We start from the raw sequence: 17702 nt of genomic DNA, 5'->3' as shown, positions 1-17702 counted from the left end.
ACCGGATGACCATCAGGCGACGTGTTTTCATGGCCGGAGCGCTGGCCGCACCGCTGTTCGGGCAACTCCAGGCCCACGCGACCGCGCAGGGCCGCTCGCTGATCACCATCGAGGAGGGTTGGGTCCAGGTCGACTGGACCGAGGACGCCCTGGCGCAGCTGGCGCGGTTCGGCGGCACGCCGTTCGCCGTCGAACCGGCCGCGATCGTCGACGCGGACCGCCACAACGTGCGGCTGCCGCTGCGCTCGGCGCGCGTGGACAGCTCGTTCACCGACGGGGAGGGCGCGGTCGAGGGCGGCTTCGGTGTGCAGAACGACGAGCACCGGGTGGTGCTGGAGAGGATCACCCGCGGCAGCGGCGACCCGCGCGCCTTCGCCGAGCGCACGGTCGACGGGCAGCTGTACCCGAGGGCGCCGATCTCGACCGGTGACGTCTCGGAGGGGCGCGTCACGGTCGAGCCCGGAGTCCCGGCCGTGCCGCCCCTCCCGGGCAAGCCCGCCGTCGTCCGGGTGACCGGCATCCCGGTGCGGCCCACGCAGGAGACCCTGGACGTGTTCCAGGAGGTCCTGGGTGAGCCGGTCTTCACCACGGACACGGTGATCGCGCACGTGTCCGGTGAGGGCAGCTACTGGCCCGTCCCGGAGCGCGGGGCGGATCACCCTCCGTCCTCGCTCCTGAAGTAGGCGACCAACGAGCGGGCCAGGTCGTCGATGCCGCCGCTCGCGACGACGCGCATGACGGGGATCTCGCGCCCCAGCCTGCGCCTCATCCTGCTGACCAGCTCGGCGCCCATCAGGGAGTCCACGCCGAGCTGGTCCAGCGGCTTGTTCCGGTCGATCCGCTCGGGCGCCACGGCGAGGATCTCCGACAGCGTCGTGACCATCGCGTCGGCGGTGAGCGCGATCGCCTCCTCCACCGACGCCGCCTTCAGCCGTTCGAGCAGCCCGTCGTCCTCGTCCCCGTCGGCCTGACCGCCCTCGGTCAGCTCGCCCAGCCGCGGTGTGGCCAGGTGGGGGTAGAGCCTGCGCAGGAACTGCCCGTCGTGGCTCCACACGAGCGAGACCTCGGGTCCGCCGACCAGCTCGTCGAGCGCCTCGCGGACCTTGCGCAGCGGCAGCAGCGCCAGCCCCGCCCGGGTGACGGTCCTGGCCGCGCCCTCGGTGCGGGCCAGGTAGCCCACCTCGTCCAGCGCACCCCACGCGATCGCCTGCCCGGCCAGTCCGCGGGCCCGACGGGCGCGGGCCAGCGCTTCCAGGAAGAGGTTGCCCGCGGTGTAGGCGACCTGCCCGGCGTTGCCGAACACGGCCCCCGCCGACGAGAACAGCAGGAACAGGTCCAGCTCACGACCGCCCACCACGCGGTCCAGCACCGCCGCGCCCGCCGCCTTCGGCGCGAGCACCGCCTCGAACCGCTCGGTCGTCAGGTCGGCGGCCAGCGCGTCGTCGAGCACCATCGCCGCGTGCACGACCCCGCGCAGCGGCGCCCCGCCGGCGTCGACGGACGCCACGAGCGCGCGCACCGCCGCCTCGTCGGTGACGTCGACGGCGTGCACGGACACCGCGGCGCCCCGCGCGGTCAGGTCGGCCACCACGTCCCCGGCCCCCGGCACGGCCGCGCCGCGCCGGTTCACCAGCACGAGGTGCCGGGCGCCCCGGTCCACGAGCCACCGCGCCGCCTCCGCGCCGAAGCCGCCCGCGCCGCCGGTCACGAGGTAGGTACCGGTCGGGTCCGGCCGGAACGCCGCCGGGGTCCTCCGCTCCACCGGGGGCCTGCGGTCGAAGGAGACGACGAGCTTGCCGAGGTGCCGCGAGTGCTGGATCGAGCGGAACGCCTCGGCGACCCGCTCGGCGGGGAACACCCGGTGGGGCAGTGCCCGGTAGGTGCCCACCTGCGCTTCCCCCACCAGCCGGTCGTACGCGCCCGCGACGGCCTCGCGGCGGCGCGCGCCGAGCTGGTCGATGTCGACGGCGAAGTAGCTGATGTTGTTGCGGAACGGCCGCAGCGACACGTTCCGGTCGCCGTACAGGTCGCGCTTGCCCAGCTCGACGAACCTGCCGCCGAAGCGCAGCAACTCCAGGCTGCGCGAGATGAACTCGCCGCCCAGCGAGTTGAGCACGACGTCGACGCCCTCACCGCCGGTGGCGGCCAGCACGTCCGCGACGAACGTCAGGCTGCGGGAGTCGAAGACGTGCTCCACGCCCAGCAGCCGCAGGAAGTCGCGCTTCTCCTCGGTGCCCGCGGTGGCGACCACCGTCGCGCCGACGGCGCGGGCGCACTGGAGCGCGGCGAGTCCGACCCCGCCCGCGGCGCCGTGCACCAGCACCACCTCGCCGGGGCCGAGCCGCGCCAGGTGGCACAGCCCGTAGTAGGCGCTGACCGGGGCCACCGGGGTGGTGGCGGCCGAGGTGAAGTCGACCCCGTCCGGGATGGCGGCGATGAAGTTCTCGTCGGCCACGACGTGCGAGGCCAGCGAGGCCGCGGCGAACCCGACGACCCGGTCGCCCGGGCGGAACCGGGTCGCCCCGGGTCCCGCGGCGACCACGACGCCCGCGCACTCGCCGCCCAGGCTGGTGCCCGCCATGCCGCCTTCCACGACCCAGGCGGGCAGCATGCCGACCGCGAGCAGCGCGTCCCGGTAGTTGATGCCCGCGCTGCGGACCTCGATCAGCACCTCCTCCGGTCCCGGCGTCGGCACGGCGGCCTCCACCCACGCCAGCCGGTAGGACGGCCCGGTGTTCTCGGCGACGAGCCGGAACGGCGCGGTCTCGTCGGCGAGCGGGGGCGCCAGGTCGCACAGCCTGGGCACGAACCGGCCCGACGCGGTGAGCACGACCTCGTCCTCGGCGTCCGGGGCGAGCACCTCGCGGGCCAGCCGGTCGACGGGGACGTCCCTCGGGAAGGAGACGCGGCGGACTTCCAGGGTGCCGGCCTCGGCGGCGATGGTCCGCGCCACGCCCCAGGCCGCGGCGGCGGCCGGGTCGACGACCGAGTCCGGTGCGGGGGTGGTCCCGGCAGGTCTGCCGACCAGCCACAACGCGGCCCTGGCGTCGGCGGGCAGTGCGGCGGAGGCGGCGGCGAGGGCGCGGATCAGCCCGAATCGCCGGGTGGTCGCCGCGACCACGTCCGACCCGGTCTCGGCGAGCACCAGCACGACGTCGGTCGACGGGCCGTCCAGCCACCCCGCCGGGTCGCCGCCCGGGCAGCCCGCGTCGACGCCGAAGCCGGCCAGCGCCGCCGTGAGAGCCGACGCGAACCCGGTCTCGGTCCCGTCCTCGGCGACCACCACGACCCGTCCCGCCGGCACGTCCGGCGCGGGCGCGCGCAGCGGTGCCGGGCGCGGCGGCCTGGTCGCCGTCGTCACGGAGTGCGCGTCGTCCTCGGCCAGGGTGTCGGGGGTCGTGAAGCCCTGCTCGGCCAGCACTTCCCGCCACTTCGCGGCGGGCAGCAGGGGCGACGCGGGGCGCAGGTCGACGTCGGTCGTCGACCAGAAGCCCGGCAGCAGGCCGAACGGCAGCGCGAGCGCCCGCGTGTCGTGCGCCTCGACGAGCACCAGGCGTCCGCCGTCGTCGAGCGCCCCCGCCAGCGCGGCGAGCGCGGCGCGCACGTCCCGGGCGGTGCGCAGGGCGTTCCCGGCGACGACGACGTCGACGGAGCCGGGTTCGAGGTCGGGGTCGTCGAGGTCGAGTGCGCGGTACTCGACGAAGTCGTACTGCGCGAACCTGGTCGCGGCCGGTCCGAGGGAGGCCTTCGCGGGGTCGGTGAACACGTACCGCGTGCGGTCCCGGGGCAGCACCGGCAGCACCGCCGCGGTCAGCGCGCCGGTGCCGCCGCCGACCTCCAGGACGCGCAGCGGGCGGTCGGCGGGCCACGCGTCGGCGAGTGCCCGCACCACCTCGGCCGCCGCCCGGGCGAACGGGCGCGAGGTCGGCAGCAGCTCGTGGTAGTGGGCGAGGGTGTCGCTCGCGTGCGCCGGGAGCAGGACGTCCAGCACGTCCCGCTCCCCCCGGAGCAGTTCGGCCAGGTGCAGGCCGCAGCGGCCGAACAGGACCAGGTCGGGGGTGTGCTCGGGGAAGTCCTCGACCAGCTCCCGGAACGGGGCCTCCTCGCCCTGCCGCAGCCGCCGGCGCGCGCGGCCCTGGAACTCGCCCAGCCACTCCACCCACCCGTGCTCGGCGGCGATGTCGAGCAGCAGGTCGAGCAGGCGGGTGAACCCGGGCAGCACCCCGGCGGCGAGCAGGTCGTCGGTGAAGAACACCTCGGCGCCGCCGAGGAGGTCGGTGAGGGCCCGCGCGGTGAACGCGGCGGTCACCGCCGAGCGCCGCCGCCCGAACTCCCGGTGCCCCGGGTCCGGGCGCACGTCGATCCGGGGCGGGGCGCACGCGACCCCGACGCCGGGCGGGAGCCCGCGCGGCGCGGCGCGCAGCTCGACGACCTGGCGCCGGACGGCCCGCCGGTTCGGCACGGGCACCCGGACGAACCGGCAGTCCAGCAGTTCCAGCAGGACGGCGCCGTCGGCGTCGGTGAGGACGATGTCCGCGCGGGCCCAGGAATCCGTGAGCGAGCGGCAGCGGAAGCGCACCGCGCCGGTGGGCGCGGGTGTGCCCCACAGCCGGGCGGCGCCGATCGCGACCGGCAGGTAGGAGTCCTCGCCGGTGGCGCGCTCGGCCAGCACGCGCCCCAGCAGGATCGCGGCCTGCGGCGCGGCGTCGGTCCACGCCGGGTGGGCGTGGAACCCGGTGGTGTCGAGGTGGGAGCAGTCGTAGTCGGCCAGCACCTCCGCGCCGTCCACCCACGCGCGGGTGATCACCAGGAAGTCCGGTCCGTAGTCGAGGCCCAGCCGCTCGCCCTCGGCGTAGAACTCGCGGCGGTCGACGTGCTCGCCGCGCGCGGCGAACCCCTCCCGCAGCGCGGCGAGGTCGACCGGTGGCGGGGCGGTGCCCACCCGGCGGCGCACGCGGCCCCGCGCGTGGGTCTGCCACGACGCGGTGCCGCCGGTGGAGGTGGCCACCCGGAAAACGCCGTCCTCGGCGGACAGCGAGACCTGGAGGCGGGGCGGCACGACCTCGTCGTCGGGGGCGGCCATGGGCCTGGTGATGTGCAGTTCGCACACCTCCACCGGGCCGTCCAGCGCGAGCCGCCCGGCGGCCCACCCCATCTCCAGGTAGCCGGCGGCGGGCATGATGGGCGTTCCGCCCGCTTTGTGCCCGGTCAACCACGGCAGCCGCGCGGGGTCGACCGTCGACTGCCAGGTCGGGTCCGACACGGCGGCGCGGTCGCCGAGCAGCACGTGGTCGGCGGGCCCGGTCTGGCCGCCCCAGGCGTGCTTGTCGCCCAGCCAGAACCGTTCGCGCCGCCACGGGTGGGCGGGCAGTGCCACGACCCGGCCGCGTCGGGGGAAGTACCGCTCCGCGCGCGACGGGGCGCCCGCGGCCAGCGCCGCTTCCACGGTCGCGCGCAGCGCCCGCGGGCCGGGGTCGTACCTGGTGAGGGTGGGCAGCACCGCGAGGACGTCCTCGCCGGCCGCCCGCTTGAGGTAGGTCTGGAGCACCGGCCGCGGTCCGACCTCGACGATCGTGTCGAACCCGGCGGCGACGAGGTGGTCGACGGCGGCGGCGAACCGCACCGGCTCGCGCACGTTGCGCCACCAGTAGTCCGCGTCGAGCAGTTCGCCGGCGAGCGGCGCGCCGGTGACCGCGGAGACGAACCCGGGGGACGCCGCCCGGGGCGCCAGTCCGGCCAGCGCCTCGGTCAGCGGCACGCGCACCGGGTCCATCGCGGCGCTGTGGAACGGGTAGTCGAGGTCGAGCAGGCGGGCGAACACGTCCCGTTCGGCCAACGACGCGACCAACTCGCGCAGGTCTTCGCGCGGGCCGGCGACCGTCACGTCGTGCGCGCTGTTGACCCCGGCGACCTCCACGCGGCCGGCGAAGCGCTCCAGCGACCGCCCGACCTCCTCCGGGCCGAGGTTGACCACCGCCATGGCGCCGGTCCCGGCGGTGCGGGCCTGTGCGCGGCTGCGGGCCACCACCAGCTCCACCGCCTGGTCCAGGTCGTACACCCCGGCGACGAGGGCGGCGGCGACCTCCCCGACGCTGTGCCCGCACACCGCCTCCGGCCGCAGGCCGCGATCGGCGAGGACGGCCGCGACGCCCGCCTGCACCGCGAACAGGACGGGCTGCACCACCTCGGTGTCGTGCAGCCGGGACTCCGCCGCCCGCAGCTCGTCGGCGACGCGCCAGCCGACCCGGGGGTGCAGCGCCGCGTCGACCTCCGCCACGACCTTCGCGAACACCGGCTCCGCGTCGAGCAGGTCGACCCCCATGCCGTGCCACTGCGCGCCGTGCCCGGAGAAGGCGAACGCGACCCGTCCGCGCGCGGTGCCGCGCTGCGGGGGCGCCGGCAGGGCGAGGCGTTCCCGCGCCTCCTCGGCGTTGGCGGCGAGCACCGCCCGCCGGTGCTCGCGCCGGCCGCGGCGCAGGCTGGAGGTGTAGGCGAGGTCGTGGAAGTCCGGGCAGTCCACGAGTCGTTCGCGCATGTCCGCCACCGCCTCGGCGAGCCCGGCCCCGGTCCGCGCGGACACCACCAGCGGCACCTCGGCGGCGGGCGGGGGGCTCGGCGGGTCCGCCGGGGGCGGTGCGGCCAGCACGACGTGCACGTTGGTGCCGCCGAAGCCGAAGGAGTTGACGCCGACCAGCCCGCCCCCGAGGGGCCGGGCCTCCTCGACGGGTGCGAGCCGCAGGCCGTCGAAGTCGATGTCGGTGCTGCGCGGGCTCGCGTGCGGCGTCGGCGGGATCAGACCGTGCCGGAGCACCAGGACCGCCTTGCACAACCCCGCCATGCCGGAGGCGGGTTCGAGGTGGCCGAGGTTGGCCTTGACCGAGCCGATGGGCAGCGGCGCGCCGGTGCGGCGGACGCCGAGCGCGGCTCCGATCGCCCCGGCCTCGATCGGGTCGCCGATCGGCGTGCCGGTGCCGTGCGCCTCCAGGTAGGCGAGGTCGTCCGGGTCGAGCCCGGAGCGGGCGTACACCTCGCGCAGCAGCGCCTCCTGGCTCTCGCCGCTGGGCAGCACCAGCCCGGCGGTGCGGCCGTCGCTGTTCGTGCCCGAGCCCGCGATGACGGCGTGCACCCGGTCGCCGTCGGCCAGCGCGTCGGCCAGGCGCTTGAGGACCAGCACGCCGCCGCCCTCGGACCGGGCGTAGCCGTCGGCCCCGGCGGAGAACGGGCGGCAGTGCCCGGTCGGCGAGAGGAAGCCCGCCTTGGCGAAGCCGACGAACGTCAAGGGGCTGAGCAGCACGTTGACCCCGGCCGCCAGCGCGACACGGCCGCCGCCGTGCCGCAGGTGCTCGCACGCCAGGTGCACGGCGTTCAACGACGACGCGCAGGCGGTGTCGACCTTCAGGCTGGGACCGTGCACGTCGAGGTGGTGCGACAGCCGGTTCGCCGTGTTGCACAGCGCCGCGCCGGAGTTGGTGTACGGGCCGATGGCGTGCGGGGTGGGGATGTTCTGGCCGACGTAGTCCATGGCCGACACCCCGACGTACACGGCGGTGTCGGTGCCCGCCAGCGCCTGCGGGTCGATCCCCGCGTCGTCGAGCGCTTCGACGCCCAGCTCCAGCAGCAGCCGCTGCTGGGGGTCGATGCTGGTCGCTTCGCGCGGGCTGATGCCGAAGTACTCCGCGTCGAAGCCGGCCAGGTCGTCGAGGTAGCCGCCCGCGAACGTGTAGGACTTGCCCGGCCGCACCTGGTCGGCGTCGCGGTAGCGCTGCGTGTCGAAGCGGTCCGCGGGCGGGTCGCCCACCACGTCGCGCCCCTCGACCAGCACGGACCACAGCCCGTCGAGGTCGGTCACCCCGCCGGGCAACCGGCATGCCACGCCCACGATCGCGATCCTGTCCGACATGACCGCCGATCGTGCGGTACCGCGGGGCCGCCGTCCGGCAGGACACGGTGCCTGGCGCGGAGCATCAACCCATCGAGTGGTTTGCGGCGTGCCGGCGCAGGACACCCGTCCGCGGGCGGTCAGTCGACCGGCGCGTCCGCGACGGTGCCGGTCAGATGCCGGCCGATCGCCCGCGACCAGGGGCCCCGGCCGCCTCCGGCAGTTGCGCGGCGCCGTCGGCGACCAGCACGTCGTAGCTGTCCGCGCATCCCCGCGGCCGAGGAGGAGTCACGCCTGCCGCCGGTCGTGGCGTGCCCGAGCAGTCCGAGCAGGCCGCCCAGGACCGCGCCGAAGATCGCGCCGTGCAGCGCCGGCAGCAGCCCGCGATCAGCGGGTCGACCCAGTCGAACAACCCGAACAACCACCCGAACAGCGCTCCCGGCACCGCGCCGGACACCGCCGAGCGCGCCGCCGCGCCCCATGTGGTCAGCCGGCCCGCGACCTGCTCGACGCTGTTCAGCCCGCGTCCCACGATGGCCGCCCGCTCCACCGGGAACCGGTTGTCCGACAGGTGGTCCACGGCCCGTTCGGCCTCCGCGTAGGTCTCGTAGGAACCCACCACCACCTGGCCGGCGGCCTGCCGCGCCCGCCCCGCGCCGGATTCGTGCTGCGGTCGAGTCACCGCACCCACCTCCTCTCCTCGTCCGCGTTCTCGCTCCTCCTCGGCTTCCCTGCTCAGGCGGTCCGGCCGCCGTCGACGACCATGGCGTGACCGACGGTGAAGGCGGTGTCGCCGGAGCACAGCCACAGCACGGCCGCGTCGTCGAACGCGACGTCCAGGCGTCCGAACGCGTCGATCGTGGTGCTCAGGGCCGCCCGCACGTCATCACCCGGGTGACGTCGCAGGTGACCGCGAGTGCCCGCCCGCCGGCGCGGGCGGTGCCGCCGGTCGCGACGGTCACGGGGTGAGCAGGGTCTTGACGGCGCGGCGCTCGTCCATCGCCGCGTAGCCCTCGGCGGCCCGGTCGAGCGGGAGGGTGAGGTCGAAGACCTTCCCGGGGTCGATCCGCCGGTCCAGGACCAGGTCGACCAGTTCGGGCAGGAACCGGCGCACGGGCGCGGGGCCGCCGTGCAGGTGGACGTGGGAGGAGAACAGCTCCATGCCGGGCAGGGCGACGTCGTGGGTGACGCCGACGTAGCCGACGTGCCCGCCGGGCCGGGTGGAGCGGATGGCCTGCATCATCGACTCCTGCGTGCCGACGGCCTCGATGACCGAGTGCGCGCCGAGCCCGCCGGTGAGGTCCTTGACCCGCGCCACGCCCTCGTCGCCGCGCTCGGTGACGACGTCGGTGGCCCCGAACTCCCGGGCGAGCCGCTGCCGGGACTCGTGGCGGCTCATCGCGATGATCCGCTCCGCGCCGAGCTGCTTCGCGGCGAGCACGCCGAGCAGGCCCACCGCGCCGTCGCCGACCACCGCCACGGTCCTGCCGGGACCGGCCTCGGCGGCGACCGCGGCGAACCAGCCCGTGCCGAGCACGTCGGAGGCGGCCAGCAGCGACGGCACCAGGTCGTCGTCGGGCACCCCGGGGGTGGCGACCAGGGTGCCGTCGGCCAGGGGGACCCGCAGGTGCTGCGCCTGGGCGCCGAGGGAGCCCACGGGCACCCGGTGCAGGCAGGAGCTCTGGTAGCCCGCCCGGCAGATCTCGCAGGTGTTGTCCGAGGCGAAGAACGACCCGACGACGAACTGCCCCGGTCGCACGTCCCGCACGTCGCCGCCGACCTCCTCGACGACGCCGACGTACTCGTGCCCCATGGGAGCGGGCCCGTCGACCTCCTCGACCCCCCGGTAGGGCCACAGGTCCGATCCGCAGACGCACGTCGCGGTCAGCCGGATGACCGCGTCCGTCGGGGCGGTGATCCGCGGCTCCTCGCGGTCCTCCACCCTGACGTCGCCGGGGGCGTGCAGCACGACACCACGCACGGTGGATCTCCTTCGTCGTCCGGAAGTGGTCGTCCATGACGTTCCATGGGGGGCGCCGGCTAAACCCGCGTTCGGGGTCGGGTCGTCCGGTGTCCCGTGCCCAGGACGGCACCGATGCCGTCGACCAGGGAGTTCTCCTCGAAAGGGTGTACCGACAGGGCCCCGATCGGGGCGGGGCCCACGTGGTGACGTGGACGATCGCCGGGAGGTCCGCGAGTTCCTCGTCTCGCGCAGGGCCCGGACCACCCCGCGGCAGGCCGGGCTGCCCGCCGGGACCGACCGCCGCGTGCCGGGCCTGCGCCGCACCGGGGTCGCCGCGCCGGCCGGCGTGAGCGTCGAGTACCACTCCGAGCTCGAACGCGGCGCCCGCGCCGCGCCTCGACGACGCCGAGCGGACGCACCTGTTCGACCTCGCCCGGGCCGCCGACGGCACGAGCGCCCTCGTGCGACCGCGCCGGACCAGGACGAAGCAGCGGACCACCCACCACGGCCTGCAGTGGACCCTCGACGCGGTGACCGACGGGCCCGCGTTCGTGCGCGACGGCCGCATGGACTGCCGGCCGCCGACCGGCTCGCCCGCGCCTTCTACGCCGCCGAACCGGGCTCGCCGTCCGAGGGGGCGCTGCGCCTGCTCGCATCCTGGGCCGCCGCCCACGAGGTGGGCGCGCCCGCACGGCCGTCCACGGCGACCTGCTCCGCCCACCCGGCCGCGGGACCACCGTCGCGCCCCGCCCGCCGGGCGCCGGGGAGTCGGACCGTGACGAGGAGACCGCCGCCGGGACGGGGGGCGAGGTCGAGGGTCCCGTCGTGAGCCCGGACGATGCTGCGCACGATGGCCAGTCCGAGGCCGGCGCCGACGTGCCCGTCGGCGCGGGCGCGCTCCGCTCCGCGTTGGAAGGGTTCGGTGAGGGTCGGCACCAGTTCCGGCGGGAGCGGGGGGCCCGTGCTCTCGACCCGCAGCACGCTCGCGTCGTGCCGCGACTCGGTGTGGACCGTCGCGGTGCCGCCGGCGGGGAGGTTGTGGACGACGGCGTTCTGGACGAGGTTGGCCACCATCCGCAGCAGGAGCGCCCCGGAGCCGACGGTCGGCGCCGGCCCGCCGGTGACGTCGAGGACGACCCCGCGCCGCTCGGCGAGGGGCAGCAGCGCCTCGGCGGCCTCTTCGGCGGCGAGGGAGAGGTCGACGGGCTCGCGGGTGAAGCTCCCGCGGTCGCTGCGGCTGAGCAGCAGGAGCGCCTCGGTGAGGTCGATGGCCCGCGCGTTGACGGCGCGGAGGCGTTCGACGAGTTCGGGCCGGTCCCCCTCGGGGTCGTCGCGCGCGACGTCGAGGAGTGCCTGCGAGATCGCCAGCGGGGTGCGCAGCTCGTGGGAGGCGTTCGCGGCGAACCTCCGCTGTTCGCCGACGTGCGCTTCGAGCCGGGCGAGCATGGTGTCGAAGGCGTCGGCGAGTTCGCGGAACTCGTCCCCGCGGCCCGGTAGCCGGACCCGGTGGGAGAGCGACCCGTTCCCGGCCTTGCGGGCGGCGTCCGCGATGCGGGTCAGCGGGGCGAGCATGTGGCCGGCGAGGAGCCACCCGCCCACGAGTCCGAACACCAGCAGGAACGCCAGCACCGCGGTCGCCGCCGGGCCGAAGATGCGCGGGCCGAAGTTCCCGGGGGTGAGGAGGAGCCGGAGGTCGTCGAAGGTGGGGACGAACGAACTGCCGGGCCCGCCCCTCAGGAGGAACAGCCACACCGCCGCCAGCAGCAGCGCGCCCGCGAGCATGAGGAACCCGGCGTAGCTGAGGGTGAGCTTGAGGCGGACGCTCGGGCCGGGCCGCCTACCCACGGTCCGCTCCCCTGCTGGCCGCTTCCCCGCGTCCGGCGTCGGCGGTGGTGTCGATCCGGTAGCCGACGCCGGGCGCGGTGGCGATGACCCAGGGTTCGCCGAGGCGTTTCCGCAGGGCGGAGACGGTGATGCGCACGGCGTTGGTGAACGGGTCCGCGTTCTCGTCCCAGGCCCGTTCGAGCAGTTCTTCGGCGCTGACGACACCTCCTTCGGCGGCGACGAGGACTTCGAGCACGGCGAACTGCTTGCGGGTGAGCGCGACGTAGCGCCCGTCGCGGTGGACCTCGCGGCGGAACGGGTCGAGCCGCAGGCCCGCGATCTCCCGCACGGGCGGCCTGTGGTGCGCGCGCCTGCGGTCGAGGGCCCTGAGCCTGAGCACGAGTTCGCGGAGTTCGAAGGGCTTCGTGAGGTAGTCGTCGGCGCCGAGCCCGAACCCGGAGGCCTTGTCGTCGATCCGGTCGGCGGCGGTGAGCATGAGGATGGGGATGCCGCTGCCGGAGGCGACGATGTGCCGTGCGACCTCGTCGCCGGAGGGTCCGGGGATGTCGCGGTCGAGGATCGCGAGGTCGTAGGAGTTGACGCCGAGCAGTTCCAAGGCGGAGTCGCCGTCGCCGGCGATGTCGGCGGCGATCGCCTCCAGCCGCAGCCCGTCACGGACGGCTTCGGCCAGGTACGGCTCGTCCTCCACGATCAGCACGCGCACGCGCGAAGCCTAGGCGGCACGGCATATCGCCGGCATATGCGAACCGGACCGCGCCTCAGCCGCCACCCGGCGGGTCGAGGGTCACACCGGTGACGGCCTTGGTCTCCTGGATGCAGATCTCCGGGAACGGCACGTCGTCGGTGTTGCAGAGGACGACGCCGACCCACCCGGTGTCCGGGTAGATGCTCCAGTTGGCGGCGCTGCCGCCGGCGACGCCGCCGCGCCCGATCACCCACTGCCCGCCGACGATCGAGATCGGCATCGTGTACGCCTTGTACGACGTGGAGTCGTGGCCGGGGAGCTTGGGACCGGCGAACAGGTCGACGAAGGGGCGGGAGAGCACCGTGCCGTCGCGCAGCGCGTTCGCGAACCGGACCAGGTCCGGCGCGGTGGCGAAGGCGTCGCCCGAGGCGTGGCCGATGAAGCCGCGGGCCGGGTTCCTGCCCGGTATGTACGGGTTGGCGGTGCCCTTGTCGAGGTTGCGGACGGCGTCCACCGCGCTGCCGTCGTCCTGGAGCATGTACGAGTGCGCGATGTGCTCGTCGGTGAGCCACTGCTCCCTGGTGTAGAACGCCGAGCCGGTCATGCCGCAGCGTGCGAAGACGTGCTCGTGCACGTAGTCCCAGAACGTCGTGCCGGACACGGCCTCCACGACCTGCGCGGCGATGGCCAGGCCGGCGCCCGCGCCGGGACGGTGGCCGTTGTCGCTGTCGTTCGAGCCCGGGACCGCCACCGGTTCGGCCTGCCGGGCCCACTGCCGCTGGTGCTCGCGCACCTCCTCCCTGCTGTGGAAGACGCGGTGCCAGTCCGGCATCGGGGCGTCCAGCCCGGAGGTGCCGGTGAGCAGGTGGTGGATGGTCACCTGCTCGGCGACCTCCTCGGCGAAGCCCGTCAGGTGCGTGCCGACCGTGTCCGACAAGGCCACCCTGCCCTGCTGGACCAACTGGAGGACGGCCACCGCCAGGAACGGCTGGCTCGCCGAGGAGAGGTTGACCGCGACGCCCTCGTGGTTGCGGACGCCCTTCTCCCTGTCCGCCATGCCGTAACTGCGGGACAGCACCGTCCGCCCCCGGTGCGACAGCATCACCACGCCGGAGAACCTGCCCTGCGCCGCCAACTCCGCGACGTACCGGTCGTAGGCCCCGCCGGGCCGGGTGTCCGGCGGGATGCGGTCGTGCCCGAAGCGCTCGGGCCCGGACCGCTCGGGCGCGGCGTGGCCGGACCCGGCAGCCGGCAGCGGCGCGCCCACCGCCACACCGGCGGCGGCCAACCCGCCCCACCCGAGCAGCCTCCGCCGGTCGACCCCACGTGCGGATTCCGAATTCATGATCACGGTCCTTTCCCGATCGACGAACCGACCGTGCACCACCACGCGCGCACTCGCCGCGGTGGTGCACGCCTCCCACTGAAGGCAGGAGACCGTTGCGGTGGCGTATGCGGCTCCCGATACGCCCGCGGTACACCGGACCCGGTACCGGGAGTTCCACGTCGCACCGCTCCCGGTGTGGAAAGATCGGTTTCCGTGACGACCCCCACCGGCGCACGGCACATCGACGTGACGCGCCTGCCCGAGGACGTCGTCGCCCTCATCGACGCCCTCGGGCCGGGGGAAGGACTGGTCGTCACGCGGGACGGCGCACCGCTCGCGGAGGTCTCGCGCACCGACGGCGGGACCGGCGCACCGCGGGAGGACGCCGGGTGGGCGCCGTCGGTGCACGACGTGACCGTGGTCGCCACCGCGATGAAGCTGTCGAGCTCGGCCCGGGCGTCGCTGTCCGCCGCGCTCGGCGGGGACTACATCGTGCTCGACCTGCACGCGGCGCCGTCCACGGCCGACGTGCTGCTCGTGCCACCGAGCAGCCCTCAGCTGATCGGGCAGCTCCGGGCGCTGTTCCCGAAGGCCCGCGTCATCGTCACCGAGGTCGAGGACGACGGCCTCGACGTCGGCTACGGCGGGCCGGTCCGGCGTATGCTCGACGCCGGCGCGGACGGTTACCTGACCTCGACCAGCGTCCCCCGCCTGGCCCGGCAACTCGACCACGACGTCACACGGCACCGCCGGCTCGCCGCCGGCGGCACCGGGGGCGAGATCGAACCCTCCACGAGCACGCCCGACCTCCCGCGATGACGTCGGCGGCTCGACGACGGACCGCGGGGTTCAGCCACAGGGCACGGCGGGGCTCCCCAGCACCGCCACCGGCGAGGTCGCGCAGGCGTTCGAGCCGGGCGGGCGGCCGGCGGAGTGGCGCGTTCGGGACAGGTACCCTCCCGTCCTGGCACGCGGCTCGTGGTCGACGGCACGGAGGACCGGTCGTTCGCACGTCCTCGGCAACGGTTGTGGGACAAGGGGTGTGGCACGACCCCGCCGGCGGTGCTCGGCGGAGGTCGTGCCGGTCGGCTTCGAGCGTCGGACGCCGGCGGACCGAGTCGCCCGCCCGACGATGACGATTCCCGTGAGGTGCTTCCCCGGTGGGTCGTCGGATCGGCGGGCGGGCGCCCGGCGGGGTGGTCAGCCGGTGCAGTCGGGGACGGAGGGACGCTGCTGACGCAGTTGTTGGCGCTGTTGGCGGTGATGGGGGCGTTGGTGGTGGTCATGGTGCCGCCTCGGCGGTAGACCCCACCGGCGTTGCCCAGGGCCGGCAGCGCGTGGTCGTTCGTCACGACGGTCCGGGTCAGGGTCGTGGCGGTGGAGTCGATCGCGGAGATGCCTCCGCCGCGGCCGGCGCTGTTGCCGGTGACGAACAGGGGGCTGCCGGTGACGCCGGTGACGGTCAGCGTGCCGCGCAGGCCGTTGTGGATGCCGCCGCCGTCGCCCAGGACGTTGCCCCGGGTGAACGCCACGCCTGTGGTCAGGGTGAGGCTGCCCGTCGGGCCGACCTCGGCGATCCGGAACAGCCCCAGCCCCAGCCCCAGCAGCGAGGCGTTGGTGACGGTGGCCGGGCCGATCATCTCGACCGGGGTGGTGATCACCGGCAGCGCGTTCGACGCGCCGCCGTGGGCGGCGGTCATGCGGTACGTGCAGCCCCCGGTCAGGACGAGGGTGTCCGACGCAGGCGTGGAATTGGCCAGGCTGACCGCCGCGACCAAGGCGTTCGCACTGCACGCCACGGGAATGGTGATGGCCTGCGCCACCGGGGGGAGGGCGACCAGGCCCCCGCCACGCCGGTGACGCCTAAGTAGCTGTTTTCCGAGCTTGAGCAGGTAAGCCCTTGTCCTGTCGGGCTGAAGGCTGTCGGTGTCCGGGGTTGGTTGTCGGTGGTGGTTTCGGTGTCCGGAGGTACTTGTCGGGGCTGGTGAGGTGCCTGTCCCGTCCAGCCGGAGTCGACGGTGTTCGGTGCCGCACGGCGGTGGCGACGAGGGGGCCGGGCGTCTGTGCGTGGTCGCCCGTCCGGTCCTGTCGAGGGCCGTCCGGGCGGGGTCATCCTGGGTACTTGGCGTGTGCTCGCGCCCACAGGGGGTGTCGGGCGCCGCCCGGATGGAGAGCGATGATGATCAAGTCGTCACGCACCGCCACAGCCGTCCTGACCACGGCCGTGTGCACCTTGGCGCTGCTCGTGCTGGGCCCGGCCGGGACGGCCTCGGCCGGAGTGCTGGACGTGACCTGCACCCCGCCCAGCAGCGAGACCATCACCTACACCCCGCCGCTGACCACGACCCCGCAGGCCGTCACCATCAGCTCCTCGACGCAGTACGGGCCCTGCGTGTCGCTGAGCAACCCGGCCATCACCTCGGGCTCCCGCGCCCGCATCACCAACGACCCGGAACAGACCTGCCTGGACCTGCTGGACACCGGCTCCTCCACCTTCACCATCACCTGGAACACGGGGCAGACCTCGACCATCTCCGCCAACCGCACCGCCACCGTCGCCGGTGCCGCCCTGGTGGTCACCTTCACCGGCACGGTCACCTCCGGCCTGTTCACCGGCAGCACCGTCGTCCAGACGAACACCGGTCCAAGCGCCGACGTGCTGCTGTGCACGATCGGCCTGGGAACGGTCCCCGGCATCTACTCCCTCGTCACCCTGGAGATCACCTCACTCTGAGCCCCGCCCCTCAAGCCGCCCCGCCACCACGAGACCCCTGGTCCGCTGGGCCATGATCCGCATCACCAGCCGCCGACTCACCCAACCCCAATAGCTCGGAAACAGCTACTAACAGGATTGGACGATCGTACGGGTACGGCGCATGAAGATGTCATTTCCTGGAGCACGATGGAGGGTGGCCCGCGTGGCACACCGGTGCGGAGAAGATGCGGACGACGTCCGCGCACCCGTGCGATTCGAACGAACCGGTGGTGTGGATCCGCGCAAAAGACCCCGGCTTGCGATCCACCTCCGTGATCAATGGGAGGTGTCGCGCCACCGGGGTCCGGGGTAACGATTCCCAACTTACACCTTCAGCGAATCGGGGGACAGCACAGCAGCCCGTATGGCGGTACACCCGAGGGGTCGGCGAAAGACGGCCGCACATGGCCGGCCGATGTCCGGGCAACGTCACGCGCCGGTGACGCCGGGCGGAACACGGTGTGGGTCATCCGAATTCCCGGTGACGAAGCGGAGGACCAAGTGCGAAGTCGAAAGATCTACCCGATCCTGGCCGCGGGCATCATGGTCATGGGCGGTTTCGCGGGGGCCGGCAGCGCCTCGGCAGCGGTTCCGTGCACCATCGGCCCCAACGTGACCCAGACGGACACCGCGGTGTTCGGGTCCGGTGGGAACGACACGATCGACTGCACCAGCGCGAACCCCGGCAAGACCGTCCACGGCAACGGCGGCAACGACACCATCACCGGCACCGCCTACAACGACACGATCAACGGCGACGCCGGCGACGACACGCTCACCGGCGGGGTGGGCGACGACATCCTCAACGGCGACCTCGGCACGGACACGCTGAACGGCTCCGCGGGCAACGACACGCTCAGGGGGCCCGGGACCGACCTCGCCCAGGACACGCTCAACGGCGGCGGCAACACCGACTCCTGCGGCCCCGTCGGCGTGCCCCCGGACCTGCGCAGCGGCTGCGAGTCGTAGGACCGCGCACCACCGCGACGACCCGGCACGCGTGGGACAGGACGACCCGGTCCCCTCGCGGGGCCGGGTCGTCCTGCCTGTCGGGCTCATTCGAGCGTGAACCGAACGAGTGGTTTGAACAGCCCTCCACCCCGAACGCACGCGGAGGATTCACACGAATTCGCGGTGACGGGAATCCTCCCGCCCGACGGCCTTTCACCCCGACCGCGCACTGGTAGCGTGAGCGACAGGAGTCCGGTCGACGGTCCGGCCACAACCGGCACCGATTACGACAGGACA

12 protein-coding genes are annotated in these 17702 nt (G+C 74.4%); 5 read left to right on the top strand and 7 right to left on the bottom strand.

Annotation, left to right across the window (positions count from 1 at the left end; genetic code table 11):
• Positions 1-5: 5 nt before the first annotated feature.
• Positions 6-683 (top strand): hypothetical protein, encoded by a 678-nt coding sequence (locus CKY47_RS23210; RefSeq protein ID WP_306748107.1) that lies wholly within the window; start codon positions 6-8, stop codon positions 681-683.
• Here CKY47_RS23210 and CKY47_RS23205 read toward each other — a convergent pair.
• The 7 genes from CKY47_RS23205 to CKY47_RS23175 all read right to left on the bottom strand — a co-directional run bounded on the left by CKY47_RS23205 (position 656) and on the right by CKY47_RS23175 (position 13717).
• The gene (locus CKY47_RS23205) at positions 656-7900 is read right to left on the bottom strand and encodes an SDR family NAD(P)-dependent oxidoreductase (protein WP_306748106.1); all 7245 of its coding nucleotides are present in this window, start codon (positions 7898-7900) and stop codon (positions 656-658) included. The two genes, CKY47_RS23210 and CKY47_RS23205, sit on opposite strands and share 28 nt — an antisense overlap.
• A 151-nt stretch (positions 7901-8051) precedes the next feature.
• Positions 8052-8561 carry a YflT domain-containing protein gene (locus CKY47_RS23200; RefSeq protein WP_306748104.1) on the bottom strand — a complete coding sequence of 170 codons (510 nt, stop codon included), beginning with the start codon at positions 8559-8561 and terminating at the stop codon, positions 8052-8054.
• 53 nt (positions 8562-8614) lie between these two features.
• Positions 8615-8761: a hypothetical protein gene (locus CKY47_RS23195; protein WP_306748103.1), complete on the bottom strand. Its 147-nt coding sequence runs from the start codon at positions 8759-8761 to the stop codon at positions 8615-8617.
• 76 nt (positions 8762-8837) lie between these two features.
• The gene (locus CKY47_RS23190) at positions 8838-9860 is read right to left on the bottom strand and encodes a zinc-dependent alcohol dehydrogenase family protein (RefSeq protein ID WP_306748102.1); all 1023 of its coding nucleotides are present in this window, start codon (positions 9858-9860) and stop codon (positions 8838-8840) included.
• A gap of 585 nt (positions 9861-10445) precedes the next feature.
• Positions 10446-11687: a sensor histidine kinase gene (locus tag CKY47_RS23185; protein ID WP_306748101.1), complete on the bottom strand. Its 1242-nt coding sequence runs from the start codon at positions 11685-11687 to the stop codon at positions 10446-10448.
• On the bottom strand, positions 11680-12390 hold the full coding sequence (locus CKY47_RS23180; RefSeq protein ID WP_306748100.1) for a response regulator transcription factor: 711 nt from the start codon (positions 12388-12390) through the stop codon (positions 11680-11682). Before CKY47_RS23180 ends, CKY47_RS23185 begins: the two co-directional genes overlap by 8 nt.
• Before the next feature lie 55 nt (positions 12391-12445).
• Positions 12446-13717 (bottom strand): serine hydrolase domain-containing protein, encoded by a 1272-nt coding sequence (locus CKY47_RS23175; protein ID WP_306748099.1) that lies wholly within the window; start codon positions 13715-13717, stop codon positions 12446-12448.
• A gap of 195 nt (positions 13718-13912) precedes the next feature.
• On the opposite strand from CKY47_RS23175, the gene CKY47_RS23170 reads away from it, so the two are divergent.
• From CKY47_RS23170 to CKY47_RS23155, 4 genes are all read left to right on the top strand, one after another.
• Positions 13913-14518, top strand: coding sequence for a response regulator (locus CKY47_RS23170; RefSeq protein ID WP_306748098.1), 606 nt, complete (start codon positions 13913-13915; stop codon positions 14516-14518).
• A 606-nt stretch (positions 14519-15124) separates the two neighbouring features.
• Positions 15125-15559 (top strand): hypothetical protein, encoded by a 435-nt coding sequence (locus CKY47_RS23165; RefSeq protein WP_306748097.1) that lies wholly within the window; start codon positions 15125-15127, stop codon positions 15557-15559.
• 319 nt (positions 15560-15878) lie between these two features.
• Positions 15879-16433: a hypothetical protein gene (locus tag CKY47_RS23160; protein WP_306748095.1), complete on the top strand. Its 555-nt coding sequence runs from the start codon at positions 15879-15881 to the stop codon at positions 16431-16433.
• 522 nt (positions 16434-16955) lie between these two features.
• On the top strand, positions 16956-17423 hold the full coding sequence (locus CKY47_RS23155; protein ID WP_306748093.1) for a calcium-binding protein: 468 nt from the start codon (positions 16956-16958) through the stop codon (positions 17421-17423).
• The last annotated feature ends 279 nt before the right edge of the window (positions 17424-17702 follow it).

It is taken from the genome of Saccharothrix longispora, from assembly GCF_030852425.1.
Lineage (GTDB): Bacteria > Actinomycetota > Actinomycetes > Mycobacteriales > Pseudonocardiaceae > Actinosynnema > Actinosynnema longispora.
Note: the sequence above shows the minus strand (reverse complement) of the source record. Positions and strands in the feature narration are given on the sequence as shown.

Coding starts and splice junctions, on each gene's coding strand:
- CKY47_RS23210 (WP_306748107.1), top strand. CDS start 6: ATGACCATCAGGCGACGTGTTTTCATGGCCGGAGCGCTGGCCGCACCG.
- CKY47_RS23205 (WP_306748106.1), bottom strand. CDS start 7,900: ATGTCGGACAGGATCGCGATCGTGGGCGTGGCATGCCGGTTGCCCGGC.
- CKY47_RS23175 (WP_306748099.1), bottom strand. CDS start 13,717: ATGAATTCGGAATCCGCACGTGGGGTCGACCGGCGGAGGCTGCTCGGG.
- CKY47_RS23160 (WP_306748095.1), top strand. CDS start 15,879: ATGATCAAGTCGTCACGCACCGCCACAGCCGTCCTGACCACGGCCGTG.